Raw genomic sequence first — 14068 nt, 5'->3', positions numbered from 1 at the left:
GGCCGACGTGGGGAACTGCGCGTCATGGCCGACACGATGGGGACTCCTAGGCCTCGGTGCGGGTGGCGCGGCCGGGGTCAGGGGCTGCCCGTGTGCGGATGACGGGTGCCGGCGGGTGGTGTACTGCCTGGTGCTGTACCGCGGCGCGACGGTCACATCGCCTCACGCGGATGCGTACCGTGCCACTTCCGGAGAGGTGGTGACGATGCGGACCTCGGCACGCCCGGGCAGCGGAGGGGTTTCGGCGGTCATAAGGCGGAACCTGCCTCCGAGCGCGCTGCACCCGGTGTCGTGGAACCACGAAGGCCGAGACCGGCCCGAACGCCGATATACGGAAGGTCCTCGCTTCCTTCACCGTACTCCTACAGAACTCCGGCGCAGCCGAAGTGGAGCCGATCCGTCGATCCCTGCCCTGCTGTGCGGCCGTGGCATTCCGGGACGTCTGCCGGGGGCGGGGGCGGGGCTGTCGCCTCCGCGGTGGGCTACGTCAGACGGTTCAAGGCGTCGTCGAGGATGTGGCGCAGCCGCAGGGCGTCCGGGGCGAGGGCGGTGACCAGCGCGGCGGGTCCCGCCAGGGGGGTCAGGGCGGCGCACTCGCCGAGCATCGCCGCGGACGGACTCTCGTGCTCGAACTCCGGTCGTACGACGATGAGTTGACCCACGGCGCGATGGCCGGCCAGGACCGCGGGGCCGTCCCAGCCGGCCGGGGCGCCCGGCCCGCACGCCAGTTCCTGGTCGAGGAGCGTCCGGCCGGCGTGGCGCACCGTCAGCCTGCTGTGCAGCAGCCCCGGGTCCTCGCCGGTCCGCCCGAGCACCTGCTCCTCGCGCAGCACGAGCCGCCCGCCCGCCTCGACGTCGGCCCGCGTCGTGACGCGCAGATCACTGCCCCGCGCCGAGATCAACTGCTCCGGCAGCCAGCGCAGTTCCGCCCCGGCGGCGACGGTGAGCGACACGTCGTACCGCGCCGCCGCACCGTCCTGACCCGGCAGCGCGATCGTCGCCGCGGCGGACCCGACACTCAGCCGCGCCCCCGCGGCGACGTCCGCCTCCACGGCAAGCCGGTCCCCGCCGAGGGGCCCGCTCATCGCCCCCACCAGCGTGACGTGGGCCGCGGGTCCCGCGGCGCGGGTGCGGCGCAGGGCGAGCGGGCCCTCGCCGCCCAGCACGGGCAGGACCGTGCGGCCGCGGGGGTCGGCGCGGGCGCCGATGCGGGCCGTTGCGTGGACGCCTGCGGGACTGGAAGGGCCGACGGGGCTGGCGGGGCCGGCGGGCTCACCCGGGATGAAGGGGGTGAGGGTTCGGGAGCTCACTGTGCTGGTGCCGTCGCCCTCGTCGCCGGGTCCGCCGTCCAAGCCACGTGCTGTTCGCGTACCCACCGGGCGACCTCCGCGACGTGCTCCTCCGAGCGCAGCGACTGGAACACCACCGGCAGTTCCGCGCGCTGGGCCTTCGCGTCGGCGGCCATGCGGGCGAGGTCGGAGCCCACGTACGGGGCCAGGTCGGTCTTGTTCACGACGAGCAGGTCCGCCGTCGTGACGCCGGGGCCGCCCTTGCGGGGGATGTCGTCGCCGCCCGCCACGTCGATGACGAAGATCTGGGCGTCCACCAGGCCGCGGGAGAACGTCGCCGTGAGGTTGTCGCCGCCGGACTCCACGAGGATGAGGTCCAGCGGGCCGACCTCGTCCTCCAGGTCCTCCACCGCCTCCAGGTTCGCGGAGATGTCGTCGCGGATGGCGGTGTGCGGGCAGGCTCCCGTCTCCACGGCGGTGATGCGCTCCGGGGGCAGGACTGCCTCGCGGAGCAGGAACTCCGCGTCCTCGCGGGTGTAGATGTCGTTCGTCACGACGGCGAGGGAGAGTTCGTCGCGGAGGGCCTGGCAGAGGGCGGCGACCGTGGCCGTCTTGCCCGAGCCGACGGGGCCGCCGAGGCCGATGCGGAGCGCACGGCGGGTGCCGTCGGGGCGCCGCGCGTCCGCGCTCACGGCCGCGCCTTCGTCGTGGGTGTGGTCGAGGTGCATGGGGTGGCTCCTTTGTTTGGGTGGATGTGGTGGGGTGTGGGGCCCTGCGGGGCTTTCCCCAGTCCCGCCCCTTCCCGTAACCAGGGGCGCTGCGCCCCCTGGACCCCAGCCGGGTAGGCGTCCCGGGTGGGTGGGACAGACCCCCACCGGGTGGGTGTCCCCTGCGGGTGGGACAGCCCCCGCCGATCGCCGCTCCGCGGCTCGTCCTCAAACGCCGGACGGGCTGAATATGTGCCGGAGTGGTCTGGATCGTGACCGCACTGGCCGTTCCGGCAGGTTGTCCGCGCGAGCCGTTCCGGCAGGTAGCCCGCGCGGACTGTTCCGGCAGGTAGCCGCGCGGGCTGTTCCGGCAGGTAGTAAGGGCGGGTGGGTGGGGAAAAGCCCGTCGAGGGGGTCCCCCCTGCTCCTTAAGAGCTTGGGGGAGTTTGAGGACGAGGCCGTTCAGGCCGATACGGGGGTCCGGGGGCGGAGCCCCCGGCAACGGCTATGACGCGAACAGTCGCACCGCCCACCCCGCATGCCCCTCCGCCCCCACCTCCAACAGCGGAGCCGACGCGGCGGGCAACGCGTCCACCCCCTCGCCCACGGCCCGCCGAGCGGACTCCGCGGCGCCCCGCGCCACCCCGTCCAGCTCCGGTCCGAGACGGGCCAGCACAGCCGTGGCGTCGAACGGATCGAGGCTCAGGAGGCGCACCACGGCGGTGGCGGGCCCGCTGACGTTCTCGTACGCCGAGCAGTACGCGGCGTCCTCCCCGCCGAGACCGGCCACCCGCGCCGCCACGCCGAGCACGACCGGCTGATGTGCGCCCTTGGGGAACTCCCGTGCCAGCGCGTCGAGTTCGGGAGCGGGCCACGCGACCCGCGCGGCCCGCAGCAGCTGCCGCCCCAGCCTGCGCGCGGCGCCCCGCAGCGCGGCCGACGGCGTACGCGCGTCGGCCGCCTCGTCCAGGGCGACGGGGTCGACGCCGAGCGCAGCGGCCGCGGCAAGGGCGGCCGACACCGTCCCGGTCGTGTGCAGCCGCCCCCGGCAGAAGTCCTCCAGGGACGCCGCCCCGGTGATCCGGCCCGCCTTCACGGCGGCCTCGGCCCCGCCGGAGTGCGCGTGCCCCCCGGCGGGAAAGCGGCCGTCGGCCAGGACGAGCAACGCGGCTCGCGACATGTCCGCTCACCGCCTCAGAACAGGAAGTACCGCTGGGCCAGCGGCAGTTCGGCGGCGGGCGAGGGCTCGACGAGTTCGCCGTCGATCCGGACGGCGAAGCTGTCGGGGGCGACCTCGACGCGCGGCAGGGCGTCGTTCTCGCGCATGTCGGCCTTCGTACGCCCGCGAGTCGAGGCGATCGCCACGAACGGCCGCTCCAGGGCGAGGCGTTCGGGCAGATCGTCGTCCAGCGCGGAGCGCGTCACGAAGTTCAGCGAATTGCGCGCGGGCGCCTTGCCGTGACCGCCGAACATGGGGCGCGGAAGGACCGGCTGCGGTGTCGGGATGGAGGCGTTGGCGTCGCCCATCTGCGCGTACGCGATCTGCCCGCCCTTGAGCACCACCTGCGGTTTCACGCCGAAGAACGCGGGGTCCCAGAGGACCAGGTCGGCCAGCTTGCCGCTCTCGACCGAGCCCACCTCCCCCTCGATGCCCTGCGCGATAGCCGCGTTGATCGTGTACTTGGCGACGTACCGCCGCGCCCGGTGGTTGTCGGCCCGGGTGTCCCCGGGAAGCGCCCCGCGCCGCCGCTTCATCACGTGCGCCGTCTGCCAGGTCCGCAGGATCACCTCGCCGACGCGCCCCATCGCCTGCGCGTCCGAGGACATGATGGAGATGGCGCCCAGGTCGTGCAGGATGTCCTCCGCCGCTATCGTCGTCGGGCGGATGCGGGACTCGGCGAAGGCCAGGTCCTCCGGCACGGCGGGGTTGAGGTGGTGACAGACCATCAGCATGTCGAGGTGCTCCTCGACGGTGTTGACGGTGTGTGGCCGCGTCGGGTTGGTGGAGCTCGGCAGCATGTTGGGCAGCGAGACCGCCGTGATCATGTCCGGTGCGTGGCCGCCGCCCGCGCCCTCCACGTGGAAGGCGTGCAGCGTACGCCCGCCGACGGCCGCGAACGTGGCGTCGACGAAGCCCGCCTCGTTCAATGTGTCGGTGTGGACTGCGAGTTGGGCGCCGGTGTCCTCGCACACGGTGAGGCAGGCGTCGATCACGGCGGGCGTCGCGCCCCAGTCTTCATGGATCTTGAAGCTGACGGCGCCCGCGCGGAGCTGGGCGTGCATGGACGCGGCCGATGTGGTGTTGCCCTTGCCCAGGAAGCCGATGTTGACCGGGGCGTTCTCCATCGCGGCGAACATCCGGGCCAGGTGCCAGGCACCGGGCGTGATGGTGGTGGCCTTGCTGCCTTCGGCGGGGCCGGTGCCGCCGCCGATGAGCGTGGTGACCCCGGAGGCCAGCGCCTCGTCGACGATGGTCGGCGAGATGAAGTGGATGTGGGTGTCGATACCGCCCGCGGTGAGTATCTTGCCGTTGCCCGCGAGGACTTCGGTCTCCGGGCCGATGACGAGATCGGGGTGCACGCCGTCCATCGTGTCCGGATTGCCGGCCTTGCCGATGCCGGTGATCCGGCCGTCGCGGATGCCGACGTCCGCCTTGACCACGCCCCAGTGATCGATGATCACGGCGCCGGTGACCACGGTGTCGGGCGCGCCTTCGGCACGCGTCGTACGGGACTGGCCCATCGATTCGCGGATGACCTTGCCGCCGCCGAACACCGCCTCGTCACCGGAGCGCCCGGGGCCGCCGGAGCGGTCCTCCTCGATCTCGACGAGCAGGCCGGTGTCGGCGAGCCGGATGCGGTCGCCGGTCGTGGGGCCGAAGAGGTCGGCGTACGCGGCGCGGGAGAGCTCAGGCATCGAGGGCACCTCCGGTCTCGCCGCGCAGACCCGGTACGACGCGTGCCCCGGCGAGCGGGACCAGCGTCACGTCTACGGGGATGCCGGGCTCGAAGCGCACGGCGGTGCCCGCGGCGATGTTCAGCCGCTTGCCGCGCGCGGCCGCGCGGTCGAACTCCAGGCCGGGGTTGGCCTCGGCGAAGTGGTAGTGCGAGCCGACCTGGACGGGGCGGTCGGCGGCGTTGAGCACGGTCAAGGAGGTGGTCGCGCGGCCCTCGTTGAAGGCGACGGGACCGTCCGCGAAGAAGATCTCGCCCGGGACCAGGCCGGGGCCGTCGAGGCGGACGGGACCGTCGGCGCCGCCGCCTTCGGGGTGCGCGGGGTGCGTCGGTTGCACGGAATGCACGGGTTGCATACGACTCGTACCCCCGTCAGACGATCGGCTCGTGGACGGTGACGAGCTTGGTGCCGTCCGGGAAGGTCGCCTCGACCTGCACGTCGTGGATCATCTCGGGGATGCCCTCCATGACGTCGTCCCGCGTGAGCACCTCGCGGCCCGACGACATCAGGTCGGCGACGCTGCGGCCGTCACGGGCGCCTTCGAGGATGTGCGACGTGATGAGCGCGATCGCCTCGGGGTGGTTCAGGCGCAGCCCGCGGGCACGGCGCTTCTCGGCCACGTCGGCGGCCACATGGATGAGCAGTCTCTCCTGCTCGTGCGGGGTCAGTTGCACGTCCCACCTCACAGTCCTCGCTCCGGACCGTGCGGGGTCCGGCTGCCGCGGCCACCGCGACGGGTATAGATGTAGCGGGCAGTGAATTACCTGCCGGTGTACACCTTGGCTTACGGAATCCCCAGGTGGCGTGGCACGGCAGGCTAGTTGGACGGAGTTTCAGTGAGGTTAACCAGCCCTTGACCCCGCCATGACCGTCAGCGGGGCTACCCCATACCCGGCCCGGCTCCCGCTGCCCAGCGAGCCCTCCAAAATCAGCCGGGCTCCCCCATGCTCATCAGCCCGCGCAGCCCGTCCCCCAGCGCGTCCACCGGCACGTCGTCGAACAGGGCGACCTGGGCCGCGAACCCCTGCGCCACGGCGATCATCGTCCGCGCGACCCGGTCCGCCGGGACGTCGGCGCGCATCATGCCCGCCGCCTGATAGCCCTCGACGATCCGCACCCAGGCCGCCCGCACCCCGTCGTACCCGCCCTGGATGACGGCGCGCAGTTCGTCGTTGCGCAGCGTCTCGGTCCAGGCCTGCACGAGGAGCCGCGGGAAGTACGGCCTGCCGTTCTCGGCGAGTTCGGGCTTCAGGCCGAGCACCTGGCCGAACGCGCGGCCGACCAGGACGTCCGGCGGCGGGGGCGGCGTCTGCCGTGCCGCTTCCTCGAAGATCGCGCGGATCTCCCCGAGCACCTCGGAGACGATGGCGTGGATCAGCTCGTCCTTGCCGCTGAAGTAGCGGTAGACCGCCCCGGCCGACAGGCCGACCTCCTTGAGCACGTCCTGCATCGACGTGGCGTGGAAGCCGTTGCGGGCGAAGCAGAGGGCGGCGCCGTCGAGGATCTGACGGCGGCGGGCGTCGAGATGTTCCTGGGATACGCGGGCCATGCGCTCAATGTAAAACGAACGTTCCTTCTTGACAACTGACCGAGGCCGGAACACAGTGGGGACAGAACTAAAACGAACGATCCTTCTCTTTAAAACTTCCCCCTTCGCTCTGGAGAACTCCATGTCCACGCCGTCCCCTGCCGCGCCCCCGCAGGCCCGCCGCATGCTGACGGTCGCCCTGCTGGTCCCGCTCGTCGTGACCCTTGCCCTGTGGGCCTTCGCCTGGCCGGCCGCCCGGAACGCGCCGCGCGATCTGCCGCTCGGCGTGGCGGGCCCGACCGCCGCCACCGCACCTGTGCAGGAGCAACTCGAGCGGCGCGAGGGCGCGTTCGACATTCATCGGTACGCGGACGAGGCCGAGGCCCGCTCCGCCATCGAGGCCCGCACCGTGTACGGCGCGGTCGTCGTCACCGGCAAGGAACCCAAACTCCTGACCGCCACCGCCGCGAGCCCGGTCGTCGCCCAGCTGCTTCAACAGGCCGTGGCGGGCAACGCCCCGGAAGGCGCGCGGGTCACGACGGTCGACGTGGTGCCCGCGCCCGCCGCCGACCCGCGGGGCGCCGCCCTCGGGTCGAGCGTGCTGCCGATGGCCATCGCGGGCGTCGCCGCGGGCGCACTGGTGACACTGCTCGGGCTGCGCGGCGTCCGCGCCGTGGGCACGCTGGCCCTGGCGACGGCGCTCGTGGGCCTGGCCGCCGCCGCGCTCGCCGACAGTTGGCTCGGCATCCTGACGGGCGACTGGTGGGCGGAAGCCGGAGTACTCGCCCTGTCCGCGCTCGCCGTCGCCGCGCCGGTGGCCGGGCTCGCCGCCCTCCTCGGCCCGGCGGGCATCGGGGTGGGCGCGCTCGTGATGGTGTTGCTCGGCAACCCGTTCTCGGGGGTGACATCGGCGCCGGAGCTCCTGCCCGAACCCGCCGGGATCATCGGCCAGTTGCTGCCTCCCGGCGCGGGTGGTTCGCTGCTCCGCTCGACCGCGTTCTTCGACGGGGCGGCGGCGACGGGGCCCGCGGTCACGCTCTCCGTCTGGGCGGCGCTCGGTCTCGCGGCCGTGCTCGCCGGGGCCCGGCGCGGCCCGAAGGAGCCCGAGGCGTCGGCGTCGTCGACGGCGCGGGAGCCGGCGCCGGTCGGCTGACCCGGCGCCCCATCAGAACAGCCGTGTGCCCCCGCTGTAGCGGACGGGGGCACACGGCGTTTTGTCGTGGCTTCAGCTCACATGGGGCCCACGATGCTCGGCCGCGATGCCGAAGCGCTGCCGCTCGCCCGCGCCGGACGACGTGGAGCCGATGCGTGAGACGGAGCTGATGACCTGCTCCTCCGCGGCGGCGGGTGCCTCCGCGATCCCGTCGATCCCCTCGACCTCTTCGAGCAGCCGCAGGTCATCGGCGGACACCAGGGCCACGAGCGGCTTGCCGTGCCGTGTGACGACCACGCGCTCATTGCCGTAGACAACGCGGTTGATCAGATCGGCGAGCTCTGCGCGGGCTTGCGTCACCGGAATCTCGTAGGCCATACCCCCATCATAACGTCATGTACGTCCTGTACATTTTTTACAGAGGCCGTCGCCCGACGACGGCGCCCGCAGGCATGCCCGTGCGTCCGCACGCATGCCACACCCACCGGGAGGCACGCCATGCACATCGGGAAGCCCGTCACGCGGACCGCGAAACCCGCCATGCGGGAACCCCTCGCCCGCCACGTCCTGCCGGAGTTCACCGAGCGCACCAGCGCGGGGCTCCGCACGCTGGATCCGTACTCCAAGCTCCTCGACGAGCGGATCGTCTTCCTCGGCACACCGGTCGACGACGTGTCCGCGAACGACGTGATGGCACAGCTCCTGCACCTGGAGTACGTCGCGCCGGACCGGGACATCTCGCTGTACATCAACTCGCCCGGCGGCTCGTTCAGCGCGACCACGGCGATCTACGACACGCTGCGCTTCACGACCTGCGACGTGGAGACCGTCTGCCTCGGCCAGGCCGCGTCCGCCGCCGCGGTGCTGCTCGCCGCGGGCACGCCGGGGAAGCGGTCGATCCTGCCCGGCGCCCGCGTGCTGCTCCAGCAGCCCGCGCTCCCGGAGGCAGTGCGGGGCCAGCCGACCGACCTCGCCATCCAGGCCGACGAACTGCGGCGCACCCGTGAGCTCCTGGAGGAGATGCTCGTACGGCACACGGGGCGCGACCCCGAGCAGGTGGCGGCGGACATCGAGCGCGACACGATCCTGGACGCCGCGGCCGCGGTGGAGTACGGCCTCGCGGACCAGGTCGTGCCGAGCCGCAAGGTCTCGCGCACGAAGGCCGAGTGAGGCCGCGGTGCTGCCGCCCGAACTGCCGCCGCTGCCCGCCCTGACGCGCGCCGAGGGCGAGGTGATCGACGCCTATCTGGCGGTGGTGGATCTCGTCGGCCGGATCAATCCGGCGCGCGCCGAGCACACGTACGGCGGGCTGCGCGCCGCGCAGGCGCTCGTCAGCAGGGCGACGGACCTGCGGGACGCGCTGGCGCTGATGCACCGCAGAGGCGAAACGGAGGTCCACACGGCGACGTTGGCGCGGGCCCTGCGGGTCCTGGACGGCGAGCGGCGGTCCGCGCGCGTGACCGTGCCGCCGCCCGCCGTCGGCGAGGACGCGCCGCCGACGGCCGGTTGAGCCGGGCGACGACGGCGGGTTGGGCCCCCGCCGTCGTGGTGCCGCGCCGAGGGTGCGCCGTCACACCGGCTGCCCGCGGGAGCGCCCCGGCCGCAGCGCGCCCGCGCCATCCGCCCGTTGAGGGTGCGGACGGGTGCGGACGCGAGGGGCGCGGCGTCCGGCGTGGCCGGAAGTACGACCAGACGAGGTAGCCCTTTCGGCGGACGAATCGCTCGTACATGCGAGCCTCCGGAGTTGCGCAACTCCCGTACGCGGCACCCGGAACGGGACGTTCCGGTGCTGTTCGGGCAATCGTCTCCGGATGTGATCTGAGTCCTTTTCGGGTGCTGTCCACCCGAACGGGTCAGCCGTGAGGAGCCTCACATACAGCCGATTCGGCTCGGTTTTTTCGCCACTCTCGGGTGAAGATCCCTTCCGACGACAAGCCCCCGCCACAAGCGGCGGGGCGGTCCGGGCGGACGCCGAGTCCTGCCGCCACCCGGATGCCCGGTCGACATCTGTGCATCGGCAGGAGTGGAGGACCCAGTAAGGCGGGCCGTCCGGGAGACCGGCCGGTCCTTGGGGTGAAGTCGCGACGCGACCGGGCATCTTCGCCTGCCCGAACCCGACAGGTCATCCTTCACAGGCGGCTGACGAAGGGTTGCGCATGACTGCGCTGAATCGTGTTCCGTCGCTGCTGACGAGGGCCGGTGCGGCATCGGCTCTCACGCTCGCCGCCGTGGGCGGCACCATCGTGGCCCCCGGGCTCACCTCCGAGGCCGAGGCCGCCACACACGGGACGAAGGCGCTCAAGATCGCGGCTTCCAAGAAGGGCTCCCCGTACCGCTACGGAGCCGTGGGGCCGCACCGGTTCGACTGCTCGGGCCTCACGCTCTACTCGTACAAGCGCGTGGGCAAGAAGCTGCCGCGAACCGCCGCGCAGCAGTACAACAAGACCCGCCATGTATCCAAGGGCAACCGCACCCGCGGCGACCTGGTGTTCTTCCACTCCGGCCGGAACGTCTACCACGTCGGCATCTACGCCGGTAAGGGCAAGATATGGCACGCCCCGAAGCGGGGCACGGTGGTGCGGCTCGAGAAGATCTGGACCAAGAACGTCTGGTACGGCCGGGTTCGCTGACCCGGCGGGCGGGCGGCGGCCGCGAGGCGGCTGCCGCCGTCCGGGGGCGGCTCGGCCGGCCCCAGGCGTGGATCGCGCCCGCTCGGGTTACTCGTACTGCATGTCCGACTCCGACCACGCCCCACACCGGGCGGGCACGTCACATCCGGCGGGCGCGACCGCGCACAACGGCCGCAACGAGACCCCGCTCGAGCGCGCCGACCGCAACTTCAACGAACTCCTGCAGGAGCTGAGGGTCACTCAGACCGGGGTCCAGATCCTCTTCGCGTTCCTGCTCACGCTCGCCTTCACCCCCCGCTTCCCCTCGCTCGACACGATGCAGCGCGCCACGTACGTGACCACGCTGCTGCTCGCCGTCCTGGCCGCCGCTCTGTTCACCGCGCCCGCCGCGGTGCACCGGGGGCTGTTCCAGCGGGGCGCCAAGCCGCTCATCGTCCGGGTGTCGTCGCGGCTCGCCGGGGTCGGACTCGCCGTCCTGGTCCTCGCGCTCACCGGTTCGGTCCTGCTCGTCGTGGACGTCGCGGCGAGCCGCACCGGCGCGGTGATCGCCGCGGCGGGCACGCTGCTTGCGTGCGGCGGGCTGTGGGGGGTGCTGCCGCGGGTGATCGCGCGGGTCGGGGAGGTCTCGGGCACGGTGGCACCGGCCGTCGAGGACACGGACGCGGACAGCGACCGGAATCGGAACCGGCGCGAGGGTCCCGCCGACACCGACGGCAAGGGTGCCGGGCCCACCTGACGACGGCCCCGTCAACGCCGTCCGCCGACGCGGCCCGACGGCGGTGACCCCCGTCAACGCCGTCCGACCGCTCCGTCAACTCTGTACGGGCACCGACCAGGGCAGCGTGATCCACACCGTCTTCCCGCCCTCCGCCGTGGGACAGACCGACAGCCTGCCGCCGCACTCGGCGGTGAGCCATCTGATGATGACCATGCCGCGGCCGTTGTCCTGCTGGACGGCGGCGGGCAGGCGTTTGGGGTAGCGCGGGTGGCTGTCGGTGACGCCGATGCGCAGCCGCTCGTCCCGGTCGAGGTGGACGTCCACGGTGAAGGTGGGCGACTGGCCGAGGGTGTGCTGCACGGCGTTCGTGGCGAGCTCTGAGACGATGAGCCGCACCGAGTCGGCCACGTCGGCGCCGGCCGGCAGACCCCACTCCGAGAGAACGTCGGCCACATACCGGCGAGCGGCGGAGACCGAGACAGGATCGCTCGGCAGAGTGACGGATGCTTCCTGGTGATCTGCCATGGCGACGCTGTCCCTTTCCCACCGGGACCGGACTCCGACTCGTGGCGGAAGAACTCGAGGACAGTCCCGGAACTGGTGCTTCGCGACAGACTGCCACTCCTGGGCAGGTGACGCGCGGCGATCCACCGAGATGTGCATATATCTGTCGCTCGAAGCGGTGAACTCTGCGACGGCAGACCGTATTTGGGCGCAACACTGGCGCTTCCCCTACTGTCTGCCACTGTCCCGTACGGGGGGCGCGGACGTCCGGAAGGAGACGGACATGCAGTACGGTCCCGCGGTGCGGCGCCGCAAACTCGGCGCGGAGTTGCGGGCGCTGCGCGGGCAGGCCGGACTCACCAGCGGCGAGGCGGCCGCACGCGTCGGCTGGCACCAGTCGAAAGTGAGCCGAATCGAAACCGGACGCTCCGGGGTGCGCGCGTCCGACGTGCGGCTGCTCCTTGAGGCGTACGAGGTCGAGGACCCGCAGTTGCGGGAGCTGTTGGTCGCGCTCGCGGGCGGGGAGGACGAGAACGGACGGCACCACTGGTGGCACGCGTACCGCGGTCTGCTGCCGCCCGCCTACCGCGATTTCATCAGCCTGGAGTCGCAGGCCTGCCGGGTGCGCACGCTGGAGACCACCGTCGTCCCGGGCCTGCTGCAGACCCCGGACTACGCCCGCGCGGTGACACGTGCCGCGCTCGGCGGGCTGCCGGAAGAGCAGGTGGAGGCCCTGGTCCAGGTGCGTCTCGCCCGCCAGGACGTGCTGCGCAACGACCCGCCGCTCAGGCTGAGCGTGATCCTCGACGAGGCGGTGCTCCGGCGCCAGGTGGGCGGGCCCGAGGTGCTGGCCGGGCAGTTGCGGCGACTCCTTGAGGCGGGGCGGCTCCCCCAAGTCCGGCTCCAGGTACTGCCGTTCGCCGCGGGGGAGCACATCGGCCTGATCGGGCCTTTCGTTATTCTCTCCTTTCCGAACATTTCTGATCTGGATGTGGTTGTTCTCGACCACTTGACGAGTAGCCTCTACCTCGAACGGAAAGAAGACCTCAAGGCATACACCGACGCCTTCAACTCTCTTCAGGGACAGGCGCTTTCCGTTCAGGATTCAATGGATTTCATCGCCGGGTTAGGTGACGGCGCGTAAGGAGGCACCATGACTGCACTGCCTCGGTACGTTCCCTCCAGCACGTCTCTCAGGGACGCGCGGTGGCGGCGCAGCAGCCGCAGCAACGGGATGAACAACTGCGTGGAAACAGCACCGCTCGGCTCGGGACCGCTCGCCGGTCTGCTCGCCGTGCGCGACTCGAAGGACACGGCGGGCCCGGCCGTGCTCTTCTCCCCTGCCGCCTGGGAGGACTTCACCGACGCCCTTCGGTGAAGCCCGGGTGAGTGCGCCGGACCCTGGACCCAGGTCTCAGGTGCCAGATCTCAGGAGTCAGGGTGCGGTGCGGCTGATCACGCGGACGGCTTCGGCGACCTGCGCGTCGTCGAGATCGGCCCGTGCGGTCAGCCGCAACCGCGAAATGCCGTCGGGGACCGACGGCGGGCGGAAGCAGCCCACGGCGAGGCCCGCGCCACGGCAGTCGGCCGCCCAGCGCACCGCCGCTTCCGGCGACGGGGCGCGCACAGAGACGACGGCGGCGTCGGGGCGTACCGCCGAAAGCCCCTCCCCGGTGAGGAGTTGGTGGAGCCCGGACGCCACCGCGCGCACCCGCGCGGCCCGTTCCGGCTCACGCCGCAGCACGCCCAGCGCGGCGAGCGCCGCACCGGCGGCGGCCGGGGCGAGCCCCGTGTCGAAGATGAGCGTGCGGGCCGCGTTGACCAGGTGGTCGATGACCTTGGCCGGGCCGAGCACCGCGCCGCCCTGGCTGCCCAGGGACTTGGACAGGGTGACCGTGATCACGGCGTCGGCGGCGCCCGCGAGCCCCGCGGCCCACGGCGCGCCCCGGCCGCCCGCCCCGAGCACGCCGAGCCCGTGCGCGTCGTCGACGACGAGCCCCGCGCCCGACTCCCGGCAGACGGCGGCCAGTTGGCGCAGCGGCGCCGCGTCCCCGTCGACGGAGAACACCGAGTCCGTCACCACGATCGCCCCGCCCGCATGCGTGCCGAGCGTCTTGCGCACCGCGTCCGGATCCGCGTGCGGCACCACCTGGGTCGTCCCGCGCGCGAGGCGGCAGCCGTCGATCAGGGAGGCGTGGTTGCCCGCGTCGGAGACGATCAGCGAGCCGTGCGGGGCGAGCGCGGTGACCGCCGCGAGATTCGCCGCGTACCCGGAGGACAGCACGAGCGCCGCCTCGAAGCCGCAGAACGCGGCCAGCTCACGCTCCAGTTCGGCGTGCAGTTCGGTGGAGCCGCTCACCAGGCGCGAGCCGGTCGCGCCTGCGCCCCAGCGCCGCGCGGCGGCCGCCGCGCCTTCGGTGACCTCCGGGTGCCGGGCGAGCCCCAGATAGTCGTTGCCCGCGAGATCCAGCAGGTCGGATTCGGCCGGGCGCGGGCGCAGCGTGCGCACCAGACCCGCGCGCTCACGCAGCCGTGCCTGCTCGTCGATCCAGTCGAACGGCGAGCTCGCCATGGGGGCCTCCAG

The 14068-nt window shown here is 72.5% G+C and carries 17 protein-coding genes and 1 riboswitch; of the genes, 7 read left to right on the top strand and 10 right to left on the bottom strand.

Annotation, left to right across the window (positions count from 1 at the left end; genetic code table 11):
• Window positions 1-482: 482 nt before the first annotated feature.
• From AC0KTA_RS33555 to AC0KTA_RS33525, 7 genes are all read right to left on the bottom strand, one after another.
• A complete protein-coding gene (locus AC0KTA_RS33555) occupies window positions 483-1283 on the bottom strand; it encodes an urease accessory protein UreD (protein WP_481056657.1) in 801 nt (266 codons plus the stop codon).
• Window positions 1284-1306: 23 nt separating this feature from the next.
• Window positions 1307-2017, bottom strand: a complete 711-nt coding sequence (ureG, locus tag AC0KTA_RS33550; protein WP_481051946.1) for an urease accessory protein UreG — start codon at window positions 2015-2017, stop codon at window positions 1307-1309.
• A 484-nt stretch (window positions 2018-2501) separates the two neighbouring features.
• Window positions 2502-3176: an urease accessory protein UreF gene (locus AC0KTA_RS33545; protein WP_481051945.1), complete on the bottom strand. Its 675-nt coding sequence runs from the start codon at window positions 3174-3176 to the stop codon at window positions 2502-2504.
• A 14-nt stretch (window positions 3177-3190) separates the two neighbouring features.
• A complete protein-coding gene (locus tag AC0KTA_RS33540) occupies window positions 3191-4912 on the bottom strand; it encodes an urease subunit alpha (RefSeq protein WP_481051944.1) in 1722 nt (573 codons plus the stop codon).
• A complete protein-coding gene (locus AC0KTA_RS33535) occupies window positions 4905-5216 on the bottom strand; it encodes an urease subunit beta (RefSeq protein WP_481056656.1) in 312 nt (103 codons plus the stop codon). Before AC0KTA_RS33535 ends, AC0KTA_RS33540 begins: the two co-directional genes overlap by 8 nt.
• Before the next feature lie 106 nt (window positions 5217-5322).
• On the bottom strand, window positions 5323-5625 hold the full coding sequence (locus AC0KTA_RS33530) for an urease subunit gamma (RefSeq protein WP_481051943.1): 303 nt from the start codon (window positions 5623-5625) through the stop codon (window positions 5323-5325).
• 254 nt (window positions 5626-5879) lie between these two features.
• Window positions 5880-6500 (bottom strand): TetR/AcrR family transcriptional regulator, encoded by a 621-nt coding sequence (locus AC0KTA_RS33525; protein ID WP_481051942.1) that lies wholly within the window; start codon window positions 6498-6500, stop codon window positions 5880-5882.
• A 121-nt stretch (window positions 6501-6621) separates the two neighbouring features.
• Between AC0KTA_RS33525 and AC0KTA_RS33520 the strand changes: the two genes are divergently transcribed.
• Window positions 6622-7632, top strand: a complete 1011-nt coding sequence (locus tag AC0KTA_RS33520) for an ABC transporter permease (protein WP_481051941.1) — start codon at window positions 6622-6624, stop codon at window positions 7630-7632.
• 72 nt (window positions 7633-7704) lie between these two features.
• Here the strand turns inward: AC0KTA_RS33520 and AC0KTA_RS33515 are convergent, their stop codons facing one another.
• Window positions 7705-8010 (bottom strand): type II toxin-antitoxin system Phd/YefM family antitoxin, encoded by a 306-nt coding sequence (locus tag AC0KTA_RS33515; protein ID WP_481051940.1) that lies wholly within the window; start codon window positions 8008-8010, stop codon window positions 7705-7707.
• Window positions 8011-8172: 162 nt separating this feature from the next.
• Between AC0KTA_RS33515 and AC0KTA_RS33510 the strand changes: the two genes are divergently transcribed.
• The 4 genes from AC0KTA_RS33510 to AC0KTA_RS33495 all read left to right on the top strand — a co-directional run bounded on the left by AC0KTA_RS33510 (window position 8173) and on the right by AC0KTA_RS33495 (window position 10998).
• Window positions 8173-8802, top strand: coding sequence for an ATP-dependent Clp protease proteolytic subunit (locus AC0KTA_RS33510; RefSeq protein ID WP_481056655.1), 630 nt, complete (start codon window positions 8173-8175; stop codon window positions 8800-8802).
• 7 nt (window positions 8803-8809) lie between these two features.
• Window positions 8810-9142, top strand: coding sequence for a hypothetical protein (locus AC0KTA_RS33505; RefSeq protein ID WP_481051939.1), 333 nt, complete (start codon window positions 8810-8812; stop codon window positions 9140-9142).
• A 473-nt stretch (window positions 9143-9615) separates the two neighbouring features.
• Window positions 9616-9785: riboswitch (cyclic di-AMP (ydaO/yuaA leader) on the top strand.
• Window positions 9786-9788: 3 nt separating this feature from the next.
• Window positions 9789-10262: a C40 family peptidase gene (locus AC0KTA_RS33500; RefSeq protein WP_481051938.1), complete on the top strand. Its 474-nt coding sequence runs from the start codon at window positions 9789-9791 to the stop codon at window positions 10260-10262.
• 100 nt (window positions 10263-10362) lie between these two features.
• On the top strand, window positions 10363-10998 hold the full coding sequence (locus AC0KTA_RS33495) for a DUF6328 family protein (protein WP_481051937.1): 636 nt from the start codon (window positions 10363-10365) through the stop codon (window positions 10996-10998).
• Between the two features lie 75 nt (window positions 10999-11073).
• Here the strand turns inward: AC0KTA_RS33495 and AC0KTA_RS33490 are convergent, their stop codons facing one another.
• Entirely contained in the window at window positions 11074-11505 is a 432-nt protein-coding gene (locus AC0KTA_RS33490; RefSeq protein WP_481051936.1) for an ATP-binding protein, read from the bottom strand.
• Window positions 11506-11767: 262 nt separating this feature from the next.
• On the opposite strand from AC0KTA_RS33490, the gene AC0KTA_RS33485 reads away from it, so the two are divergent.
• Together AC0KTA_RS33485 and AC0KTA_RS33480 are read left to right on the top strand one after the other, a co-directional pair.
• Window positions 11768-12628, top strand: a complete 861-nt coding sequence (locus AC0KTA_RS33485) for a helix-turn-helix domain-containing protein (protein ID WP_481051935.1) — start codon at window positions 11768-11770, stop codon at window positions 12626-12628.
• A 9-nt stretch (window positions 12629-12637) separates the two neighbouring features.
• The gene (locus AC0KTA_RS33480) at window positions 12638-12862 is read left to right on the top strand and encodes a DUF397 domain-containing protein (RefSeq protein WP_481051934.1); all 225 of its coding nucleotides are present in this window, start codon (window positions 12638-12640) and stop codon (window positions 12860-12862) included.
• Between the two features lie 57 nt (window positions 12863-12919).
• Here AC0KTA_RS33480 and AC0KTA_RS33475 read toward each other — a convergent pair whose 3' ends face one another.
• Window positions 12920-14056 carry an 8-amino-7-oxononanoate synthase gene (locus AC0KTA_RS33475; protein ID WP_481051933.1) on the bottom strand — a complete coding sequence of 379 codons (1137 nt, stop codon included), beginning with the start codon at window positions 14054-14056 and terminating at the stop codon, window positions 12920-12922.
• Window positions 14057-14068 lie beyond the last annotated feature (12 nt).

This window comes from Streptomyces sp. Y309 (genome assembly GCF_056712025.1).
Note: the sequence above shows the minus strand (reverse complement) of the source record. Positions and strands in the feature narration are given on the sequence as shown.